The sequence below is a fragment of the Sphingorhabdus sp. genome (assembly GCF_040079335.1).
In the GTDB taxonomy this organism is placed as follows: domain Bacteria; phylum Pseudomonadota; class Alphaproteobacteria; order Sphingomonadales; family Sphingomonadaceae; genus Sphingorhabdus_B.
In genome coordinates this window covers 1-22,915 of the sequence record NZ_JBEBKL010000025.1, presented here as the reverse complement: position 1 = coordinate 22,915, position 22,915 = coordinate 1, and the positions used below count along the sequence as shown (strand labels likewise).

Sequence of the window (22,915 nt, the reverse complement as noted above, 5' to 3'; positions counted from 1 at the left end):
GCGGGGTTACATCTCCCCGCGTTCGCGGCGGATGGCGTACCATTTCTCGACATTGGCATTATGTTCTTCGAGCGTGTTGGCGAAGACATGGCCGCCCGTGCCATCAGCGACGAAGAACAATGCCTCGGTTTTTTGCGGGTTCAGCACCGCTTCGATCGCCGCTTTGGAAGGGTTGGCAATCGGACCCTTGGGCAGCCCAACCATCGAATAAGTATTGTAATCATTGACCGACGATATTTCGGACTGGCGGATGCGACGTCCCAATGGTTTGCCCTTGGTAATCGGATAGATGATTGTCGGGTCCGCCTGCAGCATCATCCCCTTGGTCAGCCGGTTCGAATAGACGCCCGCGACCATTTTGAGTTCCGATTTCCTCGACGTTTCCTTTTCGACAATCGACGCCAGCGTCACCGCTTCCTGCGGTGTTTTGACGACCGTGTCTTTGCTGCGCTTGGGCCAGAGATCATCGATCGCCTCTTGCATCGCCGCCTGCATACGCGCGACAACCGCTGCGCGCGTCTCCCCTTTTTCAAACGCATAGCTGTCTGGCAGCACTGATCCTTCAGCAGGAACCGGAATTTCGCCCGTCAGCCGGGCATTGGCCATCAGCCGCTCAAAGACCATGATCGACGGCATCCCTTCAGGCACGGTCACCATGCGTTGCACGGTCTTGCCGCCGGTCAGGATCGAGAGAATTTCAGAGTTGGAGGCGCGCGCCGGGATCAGGAATTCGCCGACCTTGATCGTGCTCGATGCCCCGAAAATCCGCGCGCGATTGATGAAGGCATCGGCGGATTTGATCGCGCCGATATCTTCCAGCTGTTCGGCTGCAGAACGAATGCTCGCACCCGGCTTGATCAGAACCGCTGTTTCTTTAGCCAATGGCCCGGCGGCATTCCAGCCATAGACAAAATTGCCTGCAATAATCAGGAACAGCAGGCCACCTGCAATCAGCAGCCCTTTGAACAGCCGGTTCATCCGATCAGATAGCCTTCATGACAAGGCTGGCATTGGTGCCGCCAAAGCCGAAGCTATTGTTGAGCACTGCCTTCACCTCACGCTTGCGCGCGACATGCGGGACAAGATCAACGCCCTCTGTGCCCTCATCCGGATTGTCGAGGTTGAGCGTCGGCGGCACAATCTGGTCGCGGATCGCGAGGATGCAGAAGATGCTCTCCACCGCGCCAGCACCGCCCAGCAAGTGGCCGATGGCGGATTTGGTGCTGCTCATCGATGCGCCGCTCAGATCGTCGCCCAATACACGCTTTACCGCCGCCAGCTCTATAGTGTCGGCCATGGTCGAGGTACCGTGCGCGTTGACATAGTCGATGTCGCCCGCCTCAAGCCCAGCCTTGCGCAGCGCCATCCGCATCGCCAGTTCCGCGCCTTTGCCCTCGGGATGCGGGGCCGTGACGTGATAGGCATCGCCCGACAGGCCGTAGCCGACAACTTCAGCATAGATTTTCGCGCCGCGCGCCTTGGCATGCTCATATTCCTCAAGCACCACCACGCCTGCGCCTTCGCCCATCACGAAACCGTCGCGATCCTTGTCATAAGGGCGGCTGGCCTGTTCGGGGCGGTCGTTGAAGCTGGAATTGAGCGCACGTGCCTGAGCGAACCCGGCAACACCCAGCGGGTTGATCGTGCTTTCGGCTCCCCCCGCAAGCATGATATCGGCATCATCATCCCTGATCATGCGTGCAGCGTCACCAATCGAGTGCGCGCCGGTAGAGCAAGCGGTAACCACGGCATGGTTGGGGCCCATCAATCCGTATTTGATCGAAACCTGACCGCTGATCAGGTTGATCAGGCGCCCATGCACAAAGTGTGGCGAAACGCGGCTCGGGCCTTTTTCAGCCAACACCAGCGATTCGCTTTCAATCCCTGGCAGGCCGCCGATACCCGAACCGATCGAGCAGCCGGTGCGCATTTTCAGTTCGTCGGACATTTCTGTCAGGCCTGCATCTTCCAATGCCTGCCCCGCGGCATCGATGCCGTAGATGATGAATGGGTCGACTTGCCGCTGCACCTTATGGTCAACGCGCTTGTCGGGATCAAAGCCCCATGGATGGTCCTTAGGCTTCACTTCGCAGGCAATATGGCATTTGTGGTCACTCGCATCGAAGCGGGTGATCATCCCGGCCCCTGATTTGGATGCCAAAAGGTTCGCCCAAGTCGTTTCGACATCGCCCCCTAGCGGCGTAACCAGACCCAAACCTGTAACAACAACCCGACGCATGTGACGCTCTCCATCGTGCAATTGGTTCGCGCCCCATTAAGGCGAGCGCGGTCAAAAAAGCAAACGGCTTTCCAGCAGGTTCACGCCTGCCCGGAAAGCCGCTTGCAAATTTCGCTCATTCAGCTGCGCAAAGCAGCCTCAACTTAGCTGTTGGCGTTGATGAAATCGATCGCGTCCTTGACGGTCGAGATCTTTTCAGCCGCATCGTCGGGGATTTCGACGTTGAATTCTTCTTCGAACGCCATCACCAGCTCGACGATGTCAAGGCTATCTGCGCCAAGATCGTCGATGAAGCTGGCTGCTTCGGTGACCTTGTCAGCCTCAACGCCGAGATGCTCGACGACGATCTTCTTTACACGATCCGCGGTGTCGCTCATTTTATGCCCCTTCTTGTTTGGGATTTGAATTTCGAAATCCGCCCCTAATGCCCAGCAAGGCGGCTGGCAAGGGGGGAGTGCTTTTGTGGCCGACGAAGCGGGTCAGAGCATCGCCATTCCGCCATTTACGTGCAACGTCTGACCGGTGACATAGCCTGCGTCTTTCGAAGCCAGATAGGCGACGGCTGCGCCGATATCGCTGCCCTCGCCCATGCGGCCCATCGGGATTCGCGCATTGAGCGCATCTTTCTGTGCATCGGGCAACACGTCGGTCATCGCGGTGCGAATAAATCCGGGTGCCACGCAGTTGACGGTGACGTTGCGACTTGCGAGTTCGGCAGCCAGCGCCTTGGACATGCCGACAAGGCCGGCTTTAGACGCGGCATAGTTGATTTGCCCCGGATTGCCCGTTGCGCCAACGACGCTGGTGATCGTGATGATGCGGCCAAAACGCGCCTTCATCATCGGCTTGGTTGCGGCACGCATCAGCCGGAAGGCGGCTTCAAGGTTGATCTTGATCACCTCTTCCCACTCCTCATCCTTCATCCGCATAGCGAGATTGTCGCGGGTGACCCCGGCATTGTTCACAAGGATATCGATCTGGCCAAGCTTTTCGAGTGCAGCCGGAACCAGCGCCTCGACGCTGTTCTTGTCGCCCAAGTTGCAAGGCACAGCGACATGGTCGCCGCCGAGCGATGCACGAAATGCTTCCAGTTTCTCGACATTGCTGCCCGAAACCGCCAGCCGCGCACCCTGCCCGGCCAGCGCATGACAGATTGCACTGCCAATACCGCCCGAAGCGCCCGTGACGAGCGCGGTCATGCCTGTAAGATCGAACATCTTATTCTCCCGTAAAAACTGGTGCGCGCTTTTCGATGAACGCGTTTATCGCCTCGTCATTGTCACGCGTGTTGTGCGCAAGGCTTTGCATCGCAGCTGACATTTCGAGGATGTTCTTGAGGTCGGCCATCTGCCCTTCACGCAACAGGCGCTTGGTCATGCGCACGGCGTGAGGGGGGTTAGCGGCGATCTTGGCTGCGATTTCGCGCGCTTTGGTCATCAAGTCCGTGTTGGGCACGACATGGCTGACAAGACCAATCTTGAGCGCCTCTGCCGCGTCGATCATCTCACCCGTCAGCGCCAATTCGGTCGCGCGGCTGAAACCAACGATGCGTGGCAATAGCCATGCCCCACCGTCGCCGGGGATGATGCCCAGCTTGACAAAACTTTCAGCGAATTTGGCGCTTTCTGCGGCCACTCGCACGTCGCACATCGTAGCGAGATCAAGCCCGGCGCCTATCGCATGGCCGTTGACAGCTGCCACCACTGGTACCTCGAGCGCCTGAAACATCAGCGGCAGGCGCTGAATGCCATATTTATAGTTCCGCCGCGTCTCGACCGGATTGCCCGAACGCAGCCCACCGCTATCGGGGCGCATCTGCTTCAGATCGCCACCTGCCGAAAAGGCCGTACCGGCGCCGGTCAGGATGACGCAGCGCACCGAAATGTCGCGATCCGCAGCTTCGAAGGCTGCACAGAGCGCGTCGACCACACCCAGATCGGAGATCGGGTTGCGCTTTTCGGGCATATTCAGGGTTATCGTCAGAATCGACCCGTCACGTTCTTGCAACAGCATGGATTAAAGCTCCTTCAGGGCGGCTTCGATGTCGTCCATCGAAATGATACTCGTGGTTGCGACCTCGTCGCCCGCGCTGCGCTTCACCATCGGTGACAGCACCTTGCCGCCAAATTCGTAGAAATGGGTCACCCCCGCGTCGCGCATCGCTATCGCTGATTCGCGCCAGCGAACGCGTCCGGTGACTTGCTCAACCAGCAGCCTGCGGATTTCATCGGCTTCGGAAACCGGCGCGGCCAATATGTTGGCGAACACAGGCACGAAAGGCGCAATAATCGCCGTTTGCCCCAGCGCATCTGCCATGCGGTCCGCCGCAGGCTGCATCAGCGGGCAATGGAAAGGTGCGGAAACCGGGAGCAGTATGCCGCGCTTGATGCCATGATCCTTGACCAGTTCGATGGCGCGGTCGATCGCGCCCTTATGACCTGAAATCACAACCTGCGACGGATCATTGTCATTGGCCACGGTACAGGTTTCGCCCTGCGCTGCAGCGGCGGCGAGCGCCTCTGCTTTCTCGATATCAGCGCCGAGCAAGGCCGCCATAGCGCCAATGCCCACCGGCACCGCCGCCTGCATGGCCTGCCCGCGCAGCTTAAGCAGCTTGGCGGCCGTCGCCAGATCGAAGGCACCGGCAGCACACAAAGCCGTATATTCGCCAAGGCTATGGCCGGCGACGAAACTGGCTTTCTCGGACAGTTTCAAGCCGCCTTCCTTTTCCAGCACGCGCAAAGTCGCGATTGCATTGGCCATGATGGCAGGCTGGGCGTTTTCGGTGAGCGTCAGGTCGGCTTCGGGACCATCGCACATCAGCTTGAACAGGCTTTGTCCAAGTGCATCGTCAACCTCTTGGAAAACCTCGCGCGCCACTGCACTCGCCCCGGCCAGCGCCTTGCCCATGCCGACAGCCTGGCTGCCCTGCCCCGGAAAGATGAATGCCCGCATGTTCGCTCCCTTATGCGTCTTGTCGTCCCCAGCCGCCTATGGCCGGATCGCCTGTGATGCAAGCAAGAGTGAGCGTCAGGGGATGATTGTTGTGAACAAAAAAATACTCGGTGCACTAGGCCCTGACAGCTAAGCAGTTGCTTAAAGATCGCATATAAGCAGCTGATGGATAGACGGCCACAACCGTCCACTCCACTTGCAACACTCACAGTTGCAAACAACGGAGTAGACCATGTCCATTGCCCAACCCGCAAAACGGTGGGACCCAATCGTCAAACTGACCCATTGGGGGGTCGCGTCTGCCGTCATCGCCAACGCCCTTTTCACCGAAGAGGGATCGGGCTGGCATGTCTGGGTGGGCTATGCGCTGGCTGGTCTGCTCTTGCTGCGCTGGCTATGGGGCTTTGTCGGCACCCGCAACGCCCGCTTTTCGGCCTTCCCGCCCAATCCGATGCGCGCCATACGCTACATAGCCGGAGCCCGAAAGGGCCAGCAAACACAGCATAGCTCACACAATCCACTCGGCACGCTGATGGTATATGCCTTGTGGTCGTGTCTGGGCGTCATCATTGCGAGCGGCATCGCCATGTCCGGTCCACCGCCTGCCAATCCAAATGTCCGTGAAGCTGGAGAGGCCTATGAGGCAACTTCCACCGAGGTGCGTAGCTATGCCGAAGAAGAAGGCGGGGAAGAGCGAGAGGAGCAGGAAGGTGGTGAATCGGGCGAAGGCGGCGAAGAGGTTCTCGAAGAAGTCCATGAAATCGCGGTCAACCTGCTCTATGTGCTGATCGCATTGCACATATTGGGTGTCCTGTTCGAAACAATACGGCATGGACGTGGAACAGTGGGAGCAATGATTCCCTTTATGAACCGAAGGAAGCCATGACGCAAACGGCCAACTCGCCTGCAACGACCGGCCCCGCAAGGGCCGGTCTCGTCGCTGTGATCGTCGGCATTCAGGCAATTGCCGCGATCTTCTTCATCGCCGACGCGATAGGCGATCTGGCGGCAGGCGAAATGGATTTTCACATTTTGGTCGAGGCGCTGATCGCCTTTGCCTTGCTGGCAGGCGTCGGCATCGGTGCATGGATGGCTCGTCGTTTGCTAGCTGAAGCGCAGGAACGCGAGCGGATATTGGCGATAGCCTCCGGCGCATTGACCGAGCATATCGAGTTGCGCTTTCGCGACTGGAAACTGACCGATGCCGAGGCCGAAGTGGCGTTGTTCGCAATCAAGGGTTGCGATGCCGCCGAGATAGCCCGGTTGCGCGGTGCCGCGCAAGGCACGGTGCGAGCTCAGCTAAGCCATGTTTATGCCAAATCGGGCGTCGCAACCCAGGCTGAATTGGTCAGCCTGTTCATCGATGATTTGTTACAGGTGGACTTGCGGAACCCGACTTAGCCAACAAGACCGAAAGGCACGATCTTGTTGGCGCTGTCATGCCCGACATCCGCTTCGCCCAGATAAGGAATGCCATAACGGTCGCACCAACGGCGAGCGATTTCCTCGGCCGTCTCTCCAAAGGGGCGATCATTTTCAGGCACATCGCTGACGCGACCGAGGCGCAGCCCGGCAAGGCCAGCGCCTTTCAAATGCTCCCCGACATGGAAGAAAGCGCGGTCGAAAGCGTAGAGATATTCGCTGACTTCCTCGACCATCAGTACATGGCCCTTGAGATCGGGCATCAGCGGCGTGCCGACCAGCATGGCGAGCGTCATCAGGTTAAAGGCGGCATATTTCTGGCCAGCTTCTATATGTGATTCCAGTGATTTGGGATTGCCTTTTACCAGCCAGTCCAAAGACCGCCTGACCGCGTCTTCACCGCCTTGGCGCCGGATGTCGGCAGGCATCGGGCCATGCACTGGCCAGCCGATACCCGCTTTGTACAGCGCCGCGAGCAAATTTCCCTGATCGCTATAGCCCAGATAAGTTTTCGACTTCGCCGGGGCCTTCAACTGTTTCACCGCAGCTTCGGCAATGCGGCAAGCGCCATAGCCGCCGCGAACGAACCAGATCGCATCATAAGCAGGATCGTTGGCGAGGCGCACAAACGCCTCGAGCCGCTGTGCATCACTTCCGGCGAAATGGCCCTGTTCGATGAAGCATTGGTCGTCGAAGACCAGAGCGGCCTCAGGATGGCTTGCCGCCGCCAGCGCGGTGACGCGCGCGGCATCGTCTCGGGTGAAGGGGGTTGAAGGTGCGCATATGCCGATTTTCAACTTGAAGCACTCCCCATCACACACCGTAGCCCTGAGCCTGTCGAAGGGCGCTTTTCAGTTACAGCGCAATACCCTGATGCGTGCTTCGACGGGCTCAGCACTACGGTTATTTTTGCCAAGCATTGCATTCTTACTAAGCAGCCAATAGCGGGGCTGGATGTCAAAAAACAAATCCTATTTCTTCTGCGGTATCGGTGGTTCGGGCATGTTGCCGCTGGCCAATATCGTCCGCGATGGCGGAGCGAAGGTCGCTGGTTCAGATCGCGCGCTCGACCAGGGACGACTCGCTCCCAAGTTCGAATGGCTGCAAAGCTTGGGTATCGACATTTTTCCGCAAAATGGCAGCGGGCTGACCAGCGCCGACCAGCTCTTAATCGCCTCCGCCGCGGTTGAGGACAGCGTTCCCGACGTTGCCAAGGCAAAGGAACTGGGCTGCGCACGCATGACACGGGCGGAGTTGCTGGCCGACTTGTTCAACGCAGCACGGCGCTCGGTCGCTGTGGGCGGTACCAGCGGCAAATCGACCGTGACCGGGATGATCGGCTGGATATTGACCGATGCGGGGCTCGACCCGACCATTATGAATGGCGGGGTGATGAAGAATTTCGTCTCGGAAGGCACACCCTTCGCCAGTGCCCGTGTGGGCCATGGCGGGATCTTCGTGTCCGAGGTCGACGAGAGTGACGGCTCGATTGCGCTTTTCCGGCCCGAAGTCGCGGTGCTCAACAATATCAGCCTCGACCATAAGTCGCTCGACGAATTGCGCCAGCTGTTCGGCGATTTCGCTGAGACCGCGAAACGTGCGATCTGGAACGCAGACGATATCGAAACCGTGGCGTTGCTCGCCCCGATGGGCTTGAAAAACGCAATCAGTTTCGGCTTTTCCGATCGAGCGGATGTGCGCGCCTTAGATGTGATAGAGATGCCGCTGGGCAGTCGGTTTACTCTCAAAGCCAATGGCCAGAGTTGGCCTGTGACACTGCAAGTCCCCGGGCGCCACAACATCGCCAATGCCCTCGCCGCTATTGCTGCCGCGCTGGCGCTCGATGTGCCGGTGGCGCAAGCCGTGCATGGCGTAGAACGCTTTGCAGGCCTCGCTCGCCGTCTCGATATTGTCGGCATTGCGGGTGGCATCACCGTCATCGACGATTTCGGCCATAATCCCGACAAGACAGCGGCGACGCTGGCCACGCTCAAGGCCTTTCCGGGGCGCATCATCGCCTTTTTCCAGCCGCACGGCTATGGTCCGATCCGCGTGATGGGCAATGAACTGGCGGGGGTATTTGCAAAGCATCTCAACCGCGATGACTATCTGATCCTGTGCGATCCAGTTTATTTCGGCGGCACGGTCGATCGCAGACTGGGCAGCCAGTCGATCACCGACGCCGTCGTCGCGGCTGGCAAGCAGGCAGAATATATTCCGAGCCGCGAAGATTGCGGCAACCGCATAGTCGAGCTGGCACAACCCGGCGACCGCATCGTCATCATGGGTGCGCGCGATGATACGCTGAGCGGTTTTGCCGCCGATCTGCTAACGCGTTTGGTAAAGGCAAGTGTCGCATGAAAAAGCTGGTCTATTTCCTTATACCATTAACGCTCTCGGGTTGCGCCAGCACCCGTATGGCGAACGAGGCAGTCGCGCCGGTCAATATCCGGATTATCGGCATCAATGATTTTCATGGGGCTCTCGATCCACCCAAGGCCACCACAGAAGTTACCAATGCAGCAGGCGCAAAAGTCCGCATCCCTTCCGGAGGAGTCGCCTATCTCGCCTCCGCCATTGACTCGCTGAAAGCTGACGCCCCGAACAATGCCGTGGTGGCTGCTGGCGACCTGATCGGCGCCTCGCCGCTATCCTCCTCGCTGTTCCTCGACGAACCCTCGATCATGGCGATGGGCATGGTGGGGCTAGAGTTTAATGCAGTCGGCAATCATGAATTCGACCGCGGCACCGAAGAGCTCTTGCGGATGCAAGCGGGCGGGTGTGAAAAATTCACCCAATCCGAACCGTGCCGCGTCGACGAATCCTTCTCTGGCGCAAAGTTCAAAATGCTCGCTGCGAACACCAAGAAGGCAGACGGAAGCACCTTGTTTCCGCCCTATGCGCTCAAGAAATTCGGCAAGGGCAAAACGCAAGTGACCGTGGGCTTCATCGGCATGACGCTGGAGGGCACCGCGAACCTGGTTTCTGCCGGACGCATCAAGGGCATCAGCTTTACCGATGAGGCTGACACCGCCAACGCTTTGGTGCCGCAACTCAAGGCAGCGGGTGCGGACGTTATTGTAGTGCTGGTGCATGAAGGCGTGAACAACAGCGGCGATATCAACAATCCCAAATGCGATGGCGTTTCGGGGACATTGTTTCCAATACTCGACCGGCTGGACCCGGCTGTCGATCTGGTCGTCTCCGGCCATACCCACCAAAGCTATGTCTGCGACTATGGTAATATCAATCCAGCCCGCCCTCTCTTGCTCACCAGCGCAGGCTCGCGCGGGCAGGTCGTGACTGGCATTGACTTGAAGGTCGATCCCCGCACCGGTAAAGTCCTGTCCAAATCCGCGCGCAATGTTGTGGTGCAAAGCGAGGCTTTCTCCAATGCGCGCGGCGATGTGCCGCTGGTTGATGGCTTCCCCGCTTTTGCCCCCCGCGCAGACTTGGCAGCGCTTGCTGGTCGCTACAGGGAGGCCGCGAAGGCAGAGGCCAATCGTGTGGTCGGCACACTAGTGGGCCCCGCAACACGTGATCGCGGCAAGACTGGTGAGAGCCTACTCGGGAATCTGATCGCCGACGCCCAGCTCGCGGCAACCGCCGGTCCCGAAAATGGCGGCGCGCAGATTGCCTTCATGAACCCCGACGGGATTCGCGCCGAAGTGGCGCCCGACAAGGATGGCCAAGTGACCTTCGGCGCGGTTTTCGCAGCCCAGCCCTTTGGCAACACCTTGATCACAAAGACGCTGACCGGGAAGCAGATCATCGAGATATTGGAGCAACAGCTCAACAATCCCGACTGGTATCGCATCCTCTCTCCGTCGAGCGGCTTCCGCTTCGGCTACGATCTGTCGCGCCCCATCGGCCAGCGCGTTTTGTTTGCGACGCTGAATGGCGTGCCGCTGGATAACAGCACGACCTATCGCGTCACTGTCAGCGACTTTCTGTCAAACGGCGGCGATGGCTTTTCAGTGTTTAAGGACGGAACCGATCCCGCAGTGGGACCAACCGACCTAGAGGCCTTCATGGCGTGGCTGTCGCGCGGCGGGGCAACGGCGCTGCCAGCACTCGACAGGGTCGAGAACAAGACGCCCCAATAGAACCGCCAAAACCCTTGCATTCCCTGCCATTCCAGCCTAATGGCGCGCCTTCGCCCGGGACTGCTCGGCCGAAATGAAGAAAGCCGGAGGGGCGCTCGCATGGGGCGACGTCAGCGATCGGTAAGAGAAGGAAGACGACCATGCCGTTGTACGAGCATGTTTTTTTGGCGCGTCAGGACCTGTCACAAGCACAGGTAGATGCGCTGGCTGAAAATGCCACCAAGATCGTCGAAGAGAATCAGGGCAAAGTCGTAAAGACCGAAACCTGGGGCCTTCGCAGCCTTGCCTACAAGATTCAGAAGAACCGCAAGGCGCATTTCGTAATGCTCGACCTTGACGCTTCGGGCGATGCCATCGCCGAACTGGAACGCCAGACCCGCATGAACGAAGATGTGATCCGTTACATGACCGTCCGCGTTGACGAGCATGAAAAAGGCCCGTCGGTGATGATGCGCAAGCAGGAACGCAGCGACCGTGGTGATCGCGGTGGCTTTGGCGACCGTCCTGACCGTGGCCCCCGTCCTGATCGTGGTGGCCCCGACCGTGGTGATCGCGAAGCTCGCGCTCCCCGTGCTCAAGAGGAGATCTGATCCATGGCACGTCCGTTTTTCCGTCGCCGCAAGTCCTGCCCTTTTTCGGGCAAAGACGCTCCGCGCATCGACTATAAAGATACCCGCCTGCTTCAGGGTTACATCTCTGAACGCGGCAAAATCGTTCCCAGCCGCATCACTGCCGTTTCGGCCAAGAAGCAGCGCGAACTCAGCCAAGCCATCAAGCGTGCACGCCATCTCGGCCTCATGCCCTATGTCGTGAAGTAAGGAGAAGACCCATGGAAATCATCCTGCTTGAACGCGTGGAAAAGCTGGGCCACATCGGCGATGTCGTCAATGTGAAGGACGGTTACGCGCGTAACTTCCTGCTTCCCAACAAGAAGGCGCTTCGCGCCAACGAAACCAACCGCAAGGTTTTCGAAGCCAACCGTGCCAAGATCGAGGCAGACAATGCCAACCGTCGCGGCGATGCTGAAAAGCATGCGACCACTGTCGAAGGCAAGCAGATCGTTCTGATCCGCGCAGCTTCGAACACTGGCCAGCTTTATGGTTCGGTTTCGGTCAAGGACATCGTCGACGGCCTGAACGCACAGGACGCGAAGGTATTGAAGGCGATGATCGTGCTCGAACGCCCGATCAAGACCCTCGGCGTGTTCGACGTCAAGGTCGTTCTGCACCCCGAAGTTGCGGTGACCGTCACCGTCAACGTCGCGCGTTCGGACGACGAAGCCGAACTGCAGAAGGACGGCGTCAACGTCATCGATCAGATGTTCGAAGACGAACAGGCTGACATCGCAGCCCAGGCCATCGAAATGGCCGAAGCCCGCGAAGCTGCCGCTGACGAAGCTGACGAAGCCGACGCTGCGCGCATCGAAAAGCTGAAGGCCGATCAGGCAGCCGCCAAGGCCGCAGAAGGTCTCTCGGCCGACGCAGGCGAAGACGAAGCCTGATAGCTTTTAACAGCCAAACAAAGAGCCGCCCCGTCGCAAGATTGGGGCGGCTCTTTTGTAGGTTCAAACGGCCAGTCTGTACCCAATGGCAGGCTCATTCATAATAAACTGTGGCTGTGACGGGAAATCTTCAAGCTTTTGCCGAAGCGCGCGTATCGCGACCCGCAAATATTCGATCTGGTCCTCTTGTGCAGGCCCCCAAACAACCCGCAGTAAGTGGGCATGGGTCAACACGCGACCGGCATGTTTCGCAAGTTCCGCGAAAACGGCATATTCCTTGGGCGTCAGATGGATCACTTCACCATTTTTCAGGACCGCACGACGGTATAGATCGATTAAAACGTTGCCCAGTTGGATCGGGCCCTCTCCTGAATTCGGGCTAATATCTAAAAGGTTATCAACATAGCGATCCAGCTTCGCCGCTTCGGTCGCGACGCTAGCGATTATCGACCGGTCACCTTCGCCAGCACGCTTAAGAGCCCTTGCGGCTGCGCCTATCGCGTTGAGACTGGGTTTGAAATCTTCACCAATCGACGCCAGCAATGATGATCTGATGGTATCGCGTTCACGCAGTTTGACAACCTCACGTGCCTCCTGTTCCAACTTGGCGCGTTCCATCGCCAGTGCAGCTTGGTCGAGCAGACTTTCCAGAAGTTCCAGTTGCGTCCCGATAACTGGGGGCGCACCATCTGCTCTCGCCAGCCCAACCGCCGCCAAGACAGCGTCAGCTGATCGGATCGGGCGGAACTGCCAATCAACCGGATCAAGCCGTCCAACCCCGCGCCCTGCGGGTTCCCCCTGAAGCAAAGTGATTGTTGCCGCCGCCAGATCACTTGGTGCTAACTGGATATCACCGAGAGTCGAGGCAAGCACTGCAGGCTGGTCGTTGTCAGCCAACAAGACCGCATTGCAACCGAACAGTTGAGCCAGTTCATTGACCACAACCTCCGAAATGCTGCGTTGGCTGGAACAAGAAAGCAGGCGTCTTGCAAAACCGGCAATGGCTGCATTTCGGGCTGCATGCGCAGCGGCCAATTGTGCCTGTTCCCGCAATTGACCAGCGAGGCGGCTTGTGACCAACGCGACAATGAACAATATCACCACTGTTGCAACATCAACGGGACTTTGTATCCGGAGGGTGTGTAAGGGAACGGTGAAGTAAAAATTATAGGCCAATGTCGCAGCGACGGCGCCCGCCAGTGACGGCCAAAGCCCCCAGTAGCTGGCCACCAAGAGTACTGGCGGGATGTAAAGCAACACGACCGGAGCAGTGCCCCACCGGATCGCCACGAGCTGCCCGATTATGGTCGCCACTGCTACCAACAGCATGGCAACTGCGTGACCGGTCAACCAAAATGCCAAATCAGGCTGCCGTGGCTCGGAAATCAGTTTCGAAATCTTCATGCCTTAAAATTGCGCCTTTGCATTGGGATAGTCGAGTATTTTTGGCGGTCTTTATGCGTCAGCTACCCAATTCCACATGGAAACTTTATGCGGTTGGCCGACACAAGGCGCGCATGGAAAAATTTCAAACCGCGCCAGATGCTGCTCTCGATTCCGTAGCACCTCATCATAATCCCAAAGAAAAACTGGGTGTACTCATGCTCGGCGCAATTGGCGTTGTTTATGGGGATATCGGCACCTCTCCGCTATATGCTCTGAAAGAGAGTTTTATTGGGCCGCACCCGATGAACGTGAACCAGTTGCATATTTTCGGCGTATTGAGCCTCATCTTCTGGTCGCTGATGCTCATCGTTACAGTTAAATATGTGTTTGTAGCGATGCGCGCCGATAACCGTGGAGAGGGTGGCTCGTTTGCCTTGCTTGCGCTGATGACGCGCCATCTTTCGGGCAGCAAATGGTCGCCGATCCTTATCATGCTGGGTGTTCTCGCAGCGTCGCTATTTTATGGAGATGCGATGCTTACTCCAGCCATTTCGGTGCTGTCTGCAGTCGAGGGCCTTACAGTTGTAGAGGCGCGGCTGGAGCCTTTGGTATTGCCAATTGCAGTCATCGTGCTCGTTGGCCTGTTTCTGATCCAGTCCAAAGGCACTGCGCGCGTCGGTGCACTGTTCGGCCCGATTGTGCTCATCTACTTCGCGACGCTGGCGACGCTCGGCATCGTCAACATTGCGACCCATCCTGAAATTATTGGTATTCTGAACCCGGTCTGGGCCGTGGAATTTTTTGTATACGATCCCAAACTGGCATTCCTGGCGATGGGTTCCGTATTCTTGGCCGTAACGGGGGCGGAAACGCTCTATGCCGATATGGGCCATTTCGGGCGTAAAGCCATTGGCATCAGTTGGCTCACGTTGGTCTATCCATGCCTGATGCTGAATTATATGGGGCAAGGCGCCTTGCTGCTTGAAACCCCCTCGGCGGTCGAGAATCCGTTTTTCCTGATGGCACCTGAATGGGCTCGGCTACCTTTGGTAATCATTGCCACACTGGCAACAATCATCGCCAGCCAGGCAGTAATTTCGGGCGCATTCTCGGTCACGCAGCAAGCCATGCAGCTTGGTTTCCTACCGCGCATGCGGACCCTGCATACCAGCGCCAAAGCAGTCGGCCAAATCTACATACCGATGATCAACTGGGGGCTTTTGCTCATGGTGTTGCTGTTGGTTCTGGGATTTGGTCAATCGACGCGATTGGCTTCAGCTTACGGAATTTCAGTCATCGGTACCATGCTGATCACCACGTTGATGCTGGCATTCCTCATCTTTAAGGTTTGGCGCTGGAACCGTTTGCTTGCCACCCTGACGGTAGGACTTTTCCTTCTGGTCGACGGAATCTACTTCGCGTCGAACATTACCAAGATTCCCGACGGCGGATGGGTTCCGCTGGCGGTCGCTGCGACCTTGTTCACCGTGCTAACCACCTGGGCAACAGGCCGCAAATTGTTGCGCGACCAATTGGCGGAATCAGCAATGCCTCTAAAGGTGTTTATCAATTCGGCGTCATCAGCACATCGAATTCGGAACACCGCGGTTTTCATGTCAGCCTCGCCAGACAATATCCCTTCGGCCTTGCTGCATAATCTGAAGCACAATCAGGTTATGCATGAGCGCGTTCTGATAGTGACCGTCAGAGTTGCTGAAATTCCTTTTGTCGATCAGGAAAAGCGCCTCGAGGTGTTGAACGCCGGAAAGGGGTTTTACCGCGTAATCGTGAACTACGGTTTCATGGATGAGGTCGATATTCCACATGCACTGGCCGGACTCACGAACATCGGCGAACCTTTCAACATCATGACCACTAGCTTTTTCCTCGGTCGACAGAAATTCATTGTCTCAAAAGACCATGCGGGAATGGCTGTTTGGCGAGAGCATCTTTTTGCATGGATGATGAAGAGTTCGGAAAGTGCGATGGAATATTTCAAACTACCGGTGAATCGGGTCGTCGAACTGGGCAGCCAGATGCATATTTGAGTTTGCCGGTTTCAATCCGTTCACTGCGGCCCATTCGAGGCTTTACACCAAGCCGAGATCGAAGGTGCACAAACTGGGATTCCTGCCGGAATAGGCCGGCGGCCCATTTGGCCACCGCTTGACTTTGTCAATTTGTTCACCTATTGTTCCTATCGCTCTTTGAAAGCCAGCGGCCCATCCGACCGGCATTGAATATCCCTGCGCTACCGCGATTGGCAGCTCCACAAGGTGACATAAGGTAACACGCAGGGGGTGGGGTAGTAGTGGAGCTTTGTAACCTTATTGGCTCACTGGCGGCGCTAATTGCCTCAGATCGACCGCAGCGATTCCTCTCACGTCCCGCACAATTGCTCCGCCAGCGCGTGGCCCATGTCGGCCTCCGGGAACACCACCTTGGAAACACCCAGCCGCGTCAGGATCAGGCCGTGCTGGCGCGTCGAGGCCTTGGCCCAGATGTCTTTTATGCCCAGTTCCTGCAGCGCGAGCACAGACAGCACACTGCCTTCCAGGCTCGCGCCGATCGCAACCACGGCATAGTCGACCTCGTTCACGCCCAGCGCGCGCAGCGCCTCTGCCTCGGTCGAATCCGCCTGCACGACATGCGGCAGGTCGTCGGCGAGTTTCTGGACGATTTCGGCATTGCCATCGATGCCGACCACCTCGTGCCCCAGTTCTACAAGGCGCAGCGCCACGGCTTCGCCAAAGCGGCCAAGGCCGATCACCGCGACATTCTTTTTCTCGGCGGTTTTTGAGCGTTTAGCCAATGAGAACCTCCTCTTTGGGATAATGGTAGAAGACCGGTTTGCCGCGCGAAGCAAGCGCCGCAAACAATGTGATCGGGCCAACCCGCCCGACGAGCATCAGGAAGATTAGCAGATATTTGCCCGGATCGGTGAATTGCGCCGTGACGCCGGTCGACAGGCCGGTGGTGGTGAATGCCGACACAGCCTCGAACATTGCGTCGCGCGCGGCGATATGCGGTGACAGCGCGACGAGCAGATAGCCCATGTTCATCACCAGAAGTGCTGCCAGTGCCACCACCGAAATGGCGCGCCGCTGATTATGCTCGCCAATGCGGCGGCCAAAGGCCTCGACATCGGGCTTGCCGCGGATTTCGGACCAGATAATCAGCAGAATGACGACAATGGTCGCCACCTTGACGCCACCCGCAGTCCCGGCACTGCCACCGCCGATGAACATCAGGATCGACGTCAGCATCAGCGATTGGTCGGTCAGCCCGCCGATATTGACGGCATTGAAACCTGCGGTGCGTGACGTGACCGACTGGAACAGGCCGTTCAGCACATGCGCATGTGGCTCTAGCGTGCCCATCGTTTCGGGATTATCCCATTCGAGAAGGATGAACAGCACAGCACCCGCGATCAGCAGGAAAGCATAGCCCAAAAGGGTCAACCGCCCGTGCAGCGAGATCCGTTTCCAGCCGCGCTGGGTCCACATGTCGCGATACACCGGATAGCCAATGCCGCCCGCGACAACCGCCGCCATGATGGGCGTCAGGAACAGCCAGTCCGAGCGGAACCCCATCAGATTGTCGCTCCACAGCGCAAAGCCGGCATTGTTGAAAGAGGAAACGGCATGAAAAAGCCCGTTCCAGCCAGCCTCACTTAAAGTCTGCCCATATCCGAGCCAAAGCCACAGGCACAGCCATGCGGCGACGGCTGCTTCGAAGGTGATCGTGAAAACAACGATGATCCGCAGCAACGGGCGGACATTGCCGGGGGTGATCCCGCTATTTTCCGCCGCCAGTCCGCGCCGGATGCCGAAGCCCATCGTCCGGCTGAACAGCGCAACGATCAGCACCGACGCGCTCATGATGCCAAGGCCACCTAGCTGGATGAGGATCAATATGGTGAGTTCACCCATTCCCGACCAGTGGTTCGGCACATCCAGTGTCGACAGGCCGGTAACGCACAGCGCCGAGACTGCGGTGAACCAGGCGTCGACAAAGGGCGTTCCCTGCCCGCTTTCGGTCGCCGCCGGAAAGGACAACGCGAGCGCACCCAACAGCGAAACAAAGAAGAAAAGCACCGGCACAATCTGCACTGGCCGCGCGAACAACAGGTTCACCAACCGGTCGAGTGTACCGACGGCGATCCGTTCAACCAGATGTTCGGGATGATGCTGTTGTTCGGCCAAAACTTTCCCCTCGCTTGCAATGCCTTACTGGCAATGCGCGGCAGGGGGAAGGATCAATAGCCCATCAGGCTCATCACTTCCTTGCGGCTTGACTGGTCGTCGAGGAAACAGCCGATCAACTTGGAGGTAATCATGTTGACGCCGTGCACCTTGACGCCGCGTCCAGTCATGCAACCATGCTGCGCCTCGATTACCACAGCCACGCCCTCGGGCTTCAGATGATCCCAGATGCAGTTGGCGACCTCTGCCGTCAGCCTTTCCTGCACCTGCAAGCGGCGGGCAAAGCCGTGGAGGACGCGGGCGAGCTTGGAAATGCCAACAACGCGGTCTGTCGGCATATAGGCGATCGACGCCTTGCCGATGATCGGCGCCATATGATGCTCGCAATGCGACTGGAACGGAATATCCTTAAGCAGCACCAGTTCATGATAGCCGCCGACTTCCTCAAAAGTTCGCGACAAATGGACCGAAGGGTCTTCGCCATAGCCAGCGCAATATTCACGCCAAGCACGGCCAACGCGGCGAGGCGTATCGATGAGGCCTTCACGGCTTGGATCGTCACCGGTCCAGCGGATCAGCGTCTTGATCGCGTCGAGCACTTCATCGGGAACGACAACCTTGCCGCTCTCGTCAATCTCGTCATCATAGTGAATATGCGCGATGGGAAACACCTTTTCGGGTCTGTTCATTAGCCTGTCCTTGCGGAGTCGAGATCGCGCAAAGTTAGGCCCAGCCCGCCTTTCTATCCTATACAGTCATTAACCCTTAAGGCGTTGTCCGCAAGGGGTTAGACGCTGGGCCGGCCTTGTTTCATTCCGGTATCTGCCAACGCACGCGGCTGGACCAGCTTGCTGGACCGCTTGCATCTGATTCTCCGCCAAACCTTGCCCTGCGCATCAGCGCCTTGCAGGTCGCTGCATCGAGGTCGGAATGACCGCTGGATTTGGTTACTGTACAAGCCGTCGGCTTGCCACCGGCACCGACTTCTAAACGGAATGCGGTAGTGCCCTGACGCTTTTGTTGCAGAGCGCGCGAAGGATAGTCATTCGTCGTCACCCAGGTTCCGGGATTGCCGAGAGGAACAGCAATGGCCGACGAAATGGTTTGGGTCGATGTTTCGATCTCTGCTGGTAGCGGTTCGATTTCATATTGAAGAGCAGGTTGCTCGACCGATTCATAGGGTATTTCGCGACTGGCAGGAGGCATAGTTTGGTCGTCACTATCGAGCGCATTAAACAGGAGAACCAAAAGGATGACGCCGACACCCAGCATATTTCGACCGATTTTTGTATTCACCAGCCAGTCCAGAACGGCACCAGTTCCACTTTGCGGGAAGTTCAAACGAAACTGTTTATACTCATCATCTTTCGCCGCTCGCTCTTCCTCCAAAGTCTTGTAGCCATCGCCGGGTACATATTCGGTCGATGTATAAGGATCGATAATTTCGACCGGTGCGGTTGGTTCCACAGCTTCGAGGGATGGCGTCGTTTCGGCGTAGGTGACCGCGCCGGTGCGCTGCAATTCGGATTCGACACGGCGAGCTTCGATGACGTGGAGATTTGCCCGCAAAGAAGCCTTCCCCTTTGCAAGCGTCACCCGACATTTAGCACACACATTTTCAAGTGGTTCCGCCGCATGCGCCGAAGATCGCATCAGATCATCGACACGATCCCGAACATCCTCAAAATCCGAGAGTGTGGCGCCGCATTCCTTGCATTTGGGTTTGCCAAAGCCAAACATCGCCACGCCTTGGGCTAGCCGATCGCCTGCCCGGTTTTCGCCCAGTCTGCAAGAAAGCCTTCGATGCCCTTGTCCGTAAGAACATGCTTGAACAGTCCTTTGATCACCGACGGCGGTGCGGTCATGACATCAGCCCCAATTTTTGCGGCTTCGAGGACGTGAATACCGTGGCGCACGCTTGCGACCAGAATTTCGGTGTGGAAGCCATAATTGTCGTAGATCATGCGAATATCGCTGATCAATTGCATGCCGTCGAAACCATTGTCATCGTGACGCCCGACAAAGGGTGAGATGAATGTCGCGCCCGCCTTTGCTGCCAGCAGCGCTTGATTGGCGGAGAAGCAAAGCGTGACATTGACCATCGTTCCGTCACTGGTCAGCGCTTTGCAGGTTTTCAGGCCATCAATGGTCAACGGCACTTTGATGCAGACATTGTCCGCAATCTTGCGCAGAACTTCGGCTTCTTTCATCATCGTGGCATGGTCGAGCGCTACCACCTCCGCCGATACCGGACCATCGGTCAGGCCGCAAATTTCCTTGGTCACCTCCATGAAATCACGACCCGACTTCATGATCAGCGACGGATTGGTCGTCACCCCATCGAGCAGGCCGGTTGCGGCCAGTTCCTTGATGTCGTCAATTTCTGCAGTGTCGGCGAAGAATTTCATGGGACGGCAGCTCTCTTCATGCGGATGGAATCACTTCTCCGCCTATAGGCAAAAGCGCCGCCGCTTGGACAGCGCTATATTGCGCTTAACGGAGCAAACCAAACACCGCGATCAGCATTGGATCATTGGTCTTTTGCGGATTGGCGCGAATGCCCTCTTCCTCTAGCCCGATGGCGGCCCAGATGGCATCGTCGGCCTTGCGGGTAATATCCTGCCCGAGTGCGGCCATATCGAAGCCCGTAACCGACTGAACCGCGCGGTTGATGACCTGATCGTCGAACAGTCGCAGGCCATCAGAAATCCCGGGCAACATCGCGTCAAACAGCGCAATCCCCATTTTGCCGCGTAAGAACCGGGATGCTGCCTGGGGACCGCCGCGGACGATTTCATCTGCGGCCTCGATGCTGACCATACGGATCGTGTCGGCAATCATCGGTGCCGCCCGTTCGGCCCCTTTTTCGGCATCGCGGTTGAGTTGGCGTTGCAGGCGGTCGCGGAAAGATTGGCTCTGGAGAAGGGCCGACAAAATTGTCGTCCCCCGCCCGCCGCCGAAGCGATCGGGCAAGGCGATGCGCGCAACCGAACTGTCCCAAAAACCTCCTGGCTGGAGCAACAGCGCAAAGGCATTTTGCGAGGCGAGCGTCAAAAGGCGCCGGATCACCTCAGCAAGGCTATAGCGCGGCCCGCCCGCACAGCCCGGCAAAGTAAGCGTTGCACCTGCGACACCGGCAAGCAGGATGTGGCGGCGTTCAAACATTACAGACATCAAGCGACTCCTCCCAAAACCCTATAACGTTCGAATATCAGAAAAATTCCGACTCTACCATGAACGGGTCGGTCAAGGCGTGACGCGGCGAAGGTCGCGCCCTATATCCGCCGGATGAATCGTCCTCGCCCTTCCGGCAAACGCGTGCGCGTGATCCTGCTGACGCAGGTGATAGGCCCGCTCGACTATCGCCTGCCTGACTGGATGGACGCCAATGTCGGCTCGGTTGTGGTGGTGCCTTTGGGGCCGCGCAAGATGGTGGGCGTAATCTGGGACGACGGCGTGTTCGGCGATGAAGCGATCGAGGAACACCGGCTGCGCAATGTGCTCGAGGTGGTCGATGTCCCGCCGATCAAACAAGGGTTGCGCAGGCTGGTCGACTGGGTTGCGGACTATTATCTTTCTAATCACGCCGCCGTATTGCGGATGGTATTGTCTTCGTCGGCGGCCTTGTCGGCAGGCGGGACGGTAACCGAATATCGACCCTCGGGTATCGAGCCGACGCGACTGACACCTCAGCGAGCGGCGGCGCTGGACGCTTTGGTCGATGCGCAGGGCTTGGTGCGTGAACTGGCCGAGCAGGCGGGGGTCAGCGAAGGGGTAATCCGTGGGCTGGTGAAGGTTGGCGCGCTCGAACCTGTCACTGTCAGCATTGATGCGCCCTTTGCAAAGCCTGATCCGGAGCATGAACATTCAGAGTTATCTGACCTACAGGAAGCCGCCGCCAAGGTGATGCGGGATGCCGTTGAGGCAAGCCAGTTCGAACCTATTGTTCTCGACGGAGTCACCGGTTCGGGCAAGACCGAGACCTATTTCGAGGCAGTAGCAACCGCTCTGAAGATTGAAAAACAAGTTCTTGTTCTACTTCCAGAAATTGCTTTGACCCAGCCGTTCCTACAACGCTTCGAGGCCCGCTTCGGGGTTGAACCTGCGACTTGGCATTCGGGCATGAAACAGTCGCAACGCCGCCGGGTGTGGCGTGGTGTGGCCGAAGGGCGGGTGCAGGTGGTGGCAGGTGCCCGTTCTGCCCTGTTCCTGCCCTTTGCCAATCCCGGATTGATTGTCGTCGACGAGGCGCATGAGATCAGCTTCAAGCAGGAAGACGGCGTGCGCTATCATGCCCGCGATGTCGCAGTTATGCGCGGGCGGTTTGAGGGCTTTCCAGTGGTGCTGGCGAGTGCCACACCCGCGCTTGAAAGCCGCCATATGGTGAGCATCGGGCGCTACAAGGGCCTCGAAATCCCCTCGCGCTTTGGAGCCGCCAAACTACCGCGCATCGAAGCGATCGACCTGACGCAAGACCAGCCTGAACGCGGCACATGGATAGCGCCAACATTGCTCAAGGCGCTTGAAGAGCGGCTGGAGCGCGGCGAGCAGAGCCTGCTGTTCCTCAACCGCCGCGGCTATGCGCCGCTGACGCTGTGCCGCAATTGCGGGCACCGCTTCGAATGCCCCAATTGCACGGCATGGATGGTCGAACATCGGCTGGTCCGCCGCCTCGCCTGCCACCATTGCGGCCATGTGATGCCGCCGCCCGATAAATGCCCCGAATGCAGCGCCGAAGACAGCCTTGTCCCCTGCGGCCCGGGGGTCGAGCGGATTAGCGATGAGGTTAAACGCTTCTTTCCCGAGGCGCGCACCATCGTTGCGACCTCGGACACTTTATGGTCGCCCGAAAAGGCTGCCGAATTTGTCGCGCTTGTTGAAAACAAGGCGGTCGACATCATCATCGGCACGCAATTGGTGACCAAGGGCTATCATTTTCCCGAGCTGACCTTGGTCGGCATCATCGACGCCGATCTGGGGCTGGAGGGCGGCGATCTTCGCGCCGCTGAGCGCACCTTTCAGCAAATCGCCCAAGCCGCCGGCCGCGCAGGTCGCGCCGAAAAGCCGGGCGAAGTCTATATCCAGACGCGCAACCCGTCGC

23 protein-coding genes are annotated in these 22,915 nt (G+C 58.1%); 9 read left to right on the top strand and 14 right to left on the bottom strand.

Features of this window, described 5'->3' with window-relative positions; all coding sequences use genetic code 11:
* Window positions 1-6: 6 nt before the first annotated feature.
* From mltG to fabD, 6 genes are all read right to left on the bottom strand, one after another.
* Window positions 7-978, bottom strand: a complete 972-nt coding sequence (gene mltG, locus ABL922_RS08540) for an endolytic transglycosylase MltG (RefSeq protein ID WP_349023791.1) — start codon at window positions 976-978, stop codon at window positions 7-9.
* 4 nt (window positions 979-982) lie between these two features.
* Window positions 983-2,239: a beta-ketoacyl-ACP synthase II gene (fabF, locus tag ABL922_RS08535; RefSeq protein ID WP_349023790.1), complete on the bottom strand. Its 1,257-nt coding sequence runs from the start codon at window positions 2,237-2,239 to the stop codon at window positions 983-985.
* Between the two features lie 143 nt (window positions 2,240-2,382).
* Window positions 2,383-2,616 carry an acyl carrier protein gene (locus ABL922_RS08530; protein WP_115549017.1) on the bottom strand — a complete coding sequence of 78 codons (234 nt, stop codon included), beginning with the start codon at window positions 2,614-2,616 and terminating at the stop codon, window positions 2,383-2,385.
* Window positions 2,617-2,718: 102 nt separating this feature from the next.
* On the bottom strand, window positions 2,719-3,456 hold the full coding sequence (gene fabG / locus ABL922_RS08525) for a 3-oxoacyl-[acyl-carrier-protein] reductase (protein ID WP_349023789.1): 738 nt from the start codon (window positions 3,454-3,456) through the stop codon (window positions 2,719-2,721).
* 1 nt (window position 3,457) lies between these two features.
* Complete coding sequence (locus ABL922_RS08520) at window positions 3,458-4,252, bottom strand: crotonase/enoyl-CoA hydratase family protein (protein WP_349023788.1); 795 nt, start codon at window positions 4,250-4,252, stop codon at window positions 3,458-3,460.
* 3 nt (window positions 4,253-4,255) lie between these two features.
* Window positions 4,256-5,194 (bottom strand): ACP S-malonyltransferase, encoded by a 939-nt coding sequence (gene fabD, locus ABL922_RS08515; RefSeq protein ID WP_349023787.1) that lies wholly within the window; start codon window positions 5,192-5,194, stop codon window positions 4,256-4,258.
* Window positions 5,195-5,426: 232 nt separating this feature from the next.
* Between fabD and ABL922_RS08510 the strand changes: the two genes are divergently transcribed.
* Window positions 5,427-6,080 (top strand): cytochrome b/b6 domain-containing protein, encoded by a 654-nt coding sequence (locus ABL922_RS08510; protein ID WP_349023786.1) that lies wholly within the window; start codon window positions 5,427-5,429, stop codon window positions 6,078-6,080.
* On the top strand, window positions 6,077-6,595 hold the full coding sequence (locus ABL922_RS08505; RefSeq protein WP_349023785.1) for a hypothetical protein: 519 nt from the start codon (window positions 6,077-6,079) through the stop codon (window positions 6,593-6,595). Before ABL922_RS08510 ends, ABL922_RS08505 begins: the two co-directional genes overlap by 4 nt.
* Here ABL922_RS08505 and ABL922_RS08500 read toward each other — a convergent pair.
* Complete coding sequence (locus ABL922_RS08500) at window positions 6,592-7,413, bottom strand: LD-carboxypeptidase (RefSeq protein ID WP_349023784.1); 822 nt, start codon at window positions 7,411-7,413, stop codon at window positions 6,592-6,594. The two genes, ABL922_RS08505 and ABL922_RS08500, sit on opposite strands and share 4 nt — an antisense overlap.
* Before the next feature lie 157 nt (window positions 7,414-7,570).
* Between ABL922_RS08500 and ABL922_RS08495 the strand changes: the two genes are divergently transcribed.
* The 5 genes from ABL922_RS08495 to rplI all read left to right on the top strand — a co-directional run bounded on the left by ABL922_RS08495 (window position 7,571) and on the right by rplI (window position 12,223).
* The gene (locus ABL922_RS08495) at window positions 7,571-8,977 is read left to right on the top strand and encodes a Mur ligase family protein (protein ID WP_349023783.1); all 1,407 of its coding nucleotides are present in this window, start codon (window positions 7,571-7,573) and stop codon (window positions 8,975-8,977) included.
* Window positions 8,974-10,722 carry a bifunctional metallophosphatase/5'-nucleotidase gene (locus ABL922_RS08490; RefSeq protein ID WP_349023782.1) on the top strand — a complete coding sequence of 583 codons (1,749 nt, stop codon included), beginning with the start codon at window positions 8,974-8,976 and terminating at the stop codon, window positions 10,720-10,722. The genes ABL922_RS08495 and ABL922_RS08490 overlap by 4 nt, the downstream gene beginning before the upstream one ends.
* Window positions 10,723-10,862: 140 nt before the next feature.
* Window positions 10,863-11,312: a 30S ribosomal protein S6 gene (gene rpsF / locus ABL922_RS08485; protein ID WP_349023781.1), complete on the top strand. Its 450-nt coding sequence runs from the start codon at window positions 10,863-10,865 to the stop codon at window positions 11,310-11,312.
* A gap of 3 nt (window positions 11,313-11,315) precedes the next feature.
* Window positions 11,316-11,540, top strand: a complete 225-nt coding sequence (rpsR, locus tag ABL922_RS08480) for a 30S ribosomal protein S18 (protein WP_324333561.1) — start codon at window positions 11,316-11,318, stop codon at window positions 11,538-11,540.
* 11 nt (window positions 11,541-11,551) lie between these two features.
* Entirely contained in the window at window positions 11,552-12,223 is a 672-nt protein-coding gene (gene rplI, locus ABL922_RS08475) for a 50S ribosomal protein L9 (RefSeq protein ID WP_349023780.1), read from the top strand.
* Between the two features lie 63 nt (window positions 12,224-12,286).
* On the opposite strand, the gene ABL922_RS08470 is transcribed toward rplI, so the two are convergent.
* The gene (locus ABL922_RS08470; RefSeq protein WP_349023779.1) at window positions 12,287-13,627 is read right to left on the bottom strand and encodes a DUF4118 domain-containing protein; all 1,341 of its coding nucleotides are present in this window, start codon (window positions 13,625-13,627) and stop codon (window positions 12,287-12,289) included.
* A gap of 197 nt (window positions 13,628-13,824) precedes the next feature.
* Here ABL922_RS08470 and ABL922_RS08465 point away from each other — a divergent pair, with 197 nt between their 5' ends.
* Window positions 13,825-15,657 (top strand): potassium transporter Kup, encoded by a 1,833-nt coding sequence (locus ABL922_RS08465; RefSeq protein WP_349023809.1) that lies wholly within the window; start codon window positions 13,825-13,827, stop codon window positions 15,655-15,657.
* A 332-nt stretch (window positions 15,658-15,989) separates the two neighbouring features.
* Here ABL922_RS08465 and ABL922_RS08460 read toward each other — a convergent pair whose 3' ends face one another.
* From ABL922_RS08460 to ABL922_RS08435, 6 genes are all read right to left on the bottom strand, one after another.
* Entirely contained in the window at window positions 15,990-16,421 is a 432-nt protein-coding gene (locus tag ABL922_RS08460) for a TrkA family potassium uptake protein (RefSeq protein ID WP_349023778.1), read from the bottom strand.
* Window positions 16,414-17,814, bottom strand: a complete 1,401-nt coding sequence (locus ABL922_RS08455) for a potassium transporter TrkG (RefSeq protein WP_349023777.1) — start codon at window positions 17,812-17,814, stop codon at window positions 16,414-16,416. The genes ABL922_RS08460 and ABL922_RS08455 overlap by 8 nt, the downstream gene beginning before the upstream one ends.
* A gap of 53 nt (window positions 17,815-17,867) precedes the next feature.
* Window positions 17,868-18,503 (bottom strand): GTP cyclohydrolase I FolE, encoded by a 636-nt coding sequence (gene folE, locus ABL922_RS08450; protein WP_349023776.1) that lies wholly within the window; start codon window positions 18,501-18,503, stop codon window positions 17,868-17,870.
* 121 nt (window positions 18,504-18,624) lie between these two features.
* Window positions 18,625-19,554, bottom strand: coding sequence for an energy transducer TonB (locus ABL922_RS08445; protein WP_349023775.1), 930 nt, complete (start codon window positions 19,552-19,554; stop codon window positions 18,625-18,627).
* Between the two features lie 14 nt (window positions 19,555-19,568).
* A complete protein-coding gene (fsa, locus tag ABL922_RS08440; RefSeq protein ID WP_349023774.1) occupies window positions 19,569-20,222 on the bottom strand; it encodes a fructose-6-phosphate aldolase in 654 nt (217 codons plus the stop codon).
* Window positions 20,223-20,307: 85 nt separating this feature from the next.
* The gene (locus ABL922_RS08435; protein ID WP_349023773.1) at window positions 20,308-20,988 is read right to left on the bottom strand and encodes a DUF4197 domain-containing protein; all 681 of its coding nucleotides are present in this window, start codon (window positions 20,986-20,988) and stop codon (window positions 20,308-20,310) included.
* A 114-nt stretch (window positions 20,989-21,102) separates the two neighbouring features.
* Between ABL922_RS08435 and priA the strand changes: the two genes are divergently transcribed.
* A partial coding sequence (gene priA, locus ABL922_RS08430; protein WP_349023772.1) for a primosomal protein N' occupies window positions 21,103-22,915 on the top strand: 1,813 nt, incomplete at its 3' end.

Excerpts from the sequence above, each read along its gene's own strand:
- fabG (WP_349023789.1), bottom strand. The coding sequence starts at position 3,456 with ATGTTCGATCTTACAGGCATGACCGCGCTCGTCACGGGCGCTTCGGGC.
- ABL922_RS08510 (WP_349023786.1), top strand. The coding sequence starts at position 5,427 with ATGTCCATTGCCCAACCCGCAAAACGGTGGGACCCAATCGTCAAACTG.
- rplI (WP_349023780.1), top strand. The coding sequence starts at position 11,552 with ATGGAAATCATCCTGCTTGAACGCGTGGAAAAGCTGGGCCACATCGGC.
- rpsR (WP_324333561.1), top strand. The coding sequence starts at position 11,316 with ATGGCACGTCCGTTTTTCCGTCGCCGCAAGTCCTGCCCTTTTTCGGGC.
- ABL922_RS08520 (WP_349023788.1), bottom strand. The coding sequence starts at position 4,252 with ATGCTGTTGCAAGAACGTGACGGGTCGATTCTGACGATAACCCTGAAT.
- mltG (WP_349023791.1), bottom strand. The coding sequence starts at position 978 with ATGAACCGGCTGTTCAAAGGGCTGCTGATTGCAGGTGGCCTGCTGTTC.
- fsa (WP_349023774.1), bottom strand. The coding sequence starts at position 20,222 with ATGAAATTCTTCGCCGACACTGCAGAAATTGACGACATCAAGGAACTG.
- ABL922_RS08495 (WP_349023783.1), top strand. The coding sequence starts at position 7,571 with ATGTCAAAAAACAAATCCTATTTCTTCTGCGGTATCGGTGGTTCGGGC.
- ABL922_RS08530 (WP_115549017.1), bottom strand. The coding sequence starts at position 2,616 with ATGAGCGACACCGCGGATCGTGTAAAGAAGATCGTCGTCGAGCATCTC.
- fabF (WP_349023790.1), bottom strand. The coding sequence starts at position 2,239 with ATGCGTCGGGTTGTTGTTACAGGTTTGGGTCTGGTTACGCCGCTAGGG.
- ABL922_RS08435 (WP_349023773.1), bottom strand. The coding sequence starts at position 20,988 with ATGTCTGTAATGTTTGAACGCCGCCACATCCTGCTTGCCGGTGTCGCA.
- ABL922_RS08470 (WP_349023779.1), bottom strand. The coding sequence starts at position 13,627 with ATGAAGATTTCGAAACTGATTTCCGAGCCACGGCAGCCTGATTTGGCA.
- ABL922_RS08465 (WP_349023809.1), top strand. The coding sequence starts at position 13,825 with ATGCTCGGCGCAATTGGCGTTGTTTATGGGGATATCGGCACCTCTCCG.
- folE (WP_349023776.1), bottom strand. The coding sequence starts at position 18,503 with ATGAACAGACCCGAAAAGGTGTTTCCCATCGCGCATATTCACTATGAT.
- ABL922_RS08505 (WP_349023785.1), top strand. The coding sequence starts at position 6,077 with ATGACGCAAACGGCCAACTCGCCTGCAACGACCGGCCCCGCAAGGGCC.
- ABL922_RS08490 (WP_349023782.1), top strand. The coding sequence starts at position 8,974 with ATGAAAAAGCTGGTCTATTTCCTTATACCATTAACGCTCTCGGGTTGC.
- ABL922_RS08445 (WP_349023775.1), bottom strand. The coding sequence starts at position 19,554 with ATGTTTGGCTTTGGCAAACCCAAATGCAAGGAATGCGGCGCCACACTC.
- rpsF (WP_349023781.1), top strand. The coding sequence starts at position 10,863 with ATGCCGTTGTACGAGCATGTTTTTTTGGCGCGTCAGGACCTGTCACAA.
- fabD (WP_349023787.1), bottom strand. The coding sequence starts at position 5,194 with ATGCGGGCATTCATCTTTCCGGGGCAGGGCAGCCAGGCTGTCGGCATG.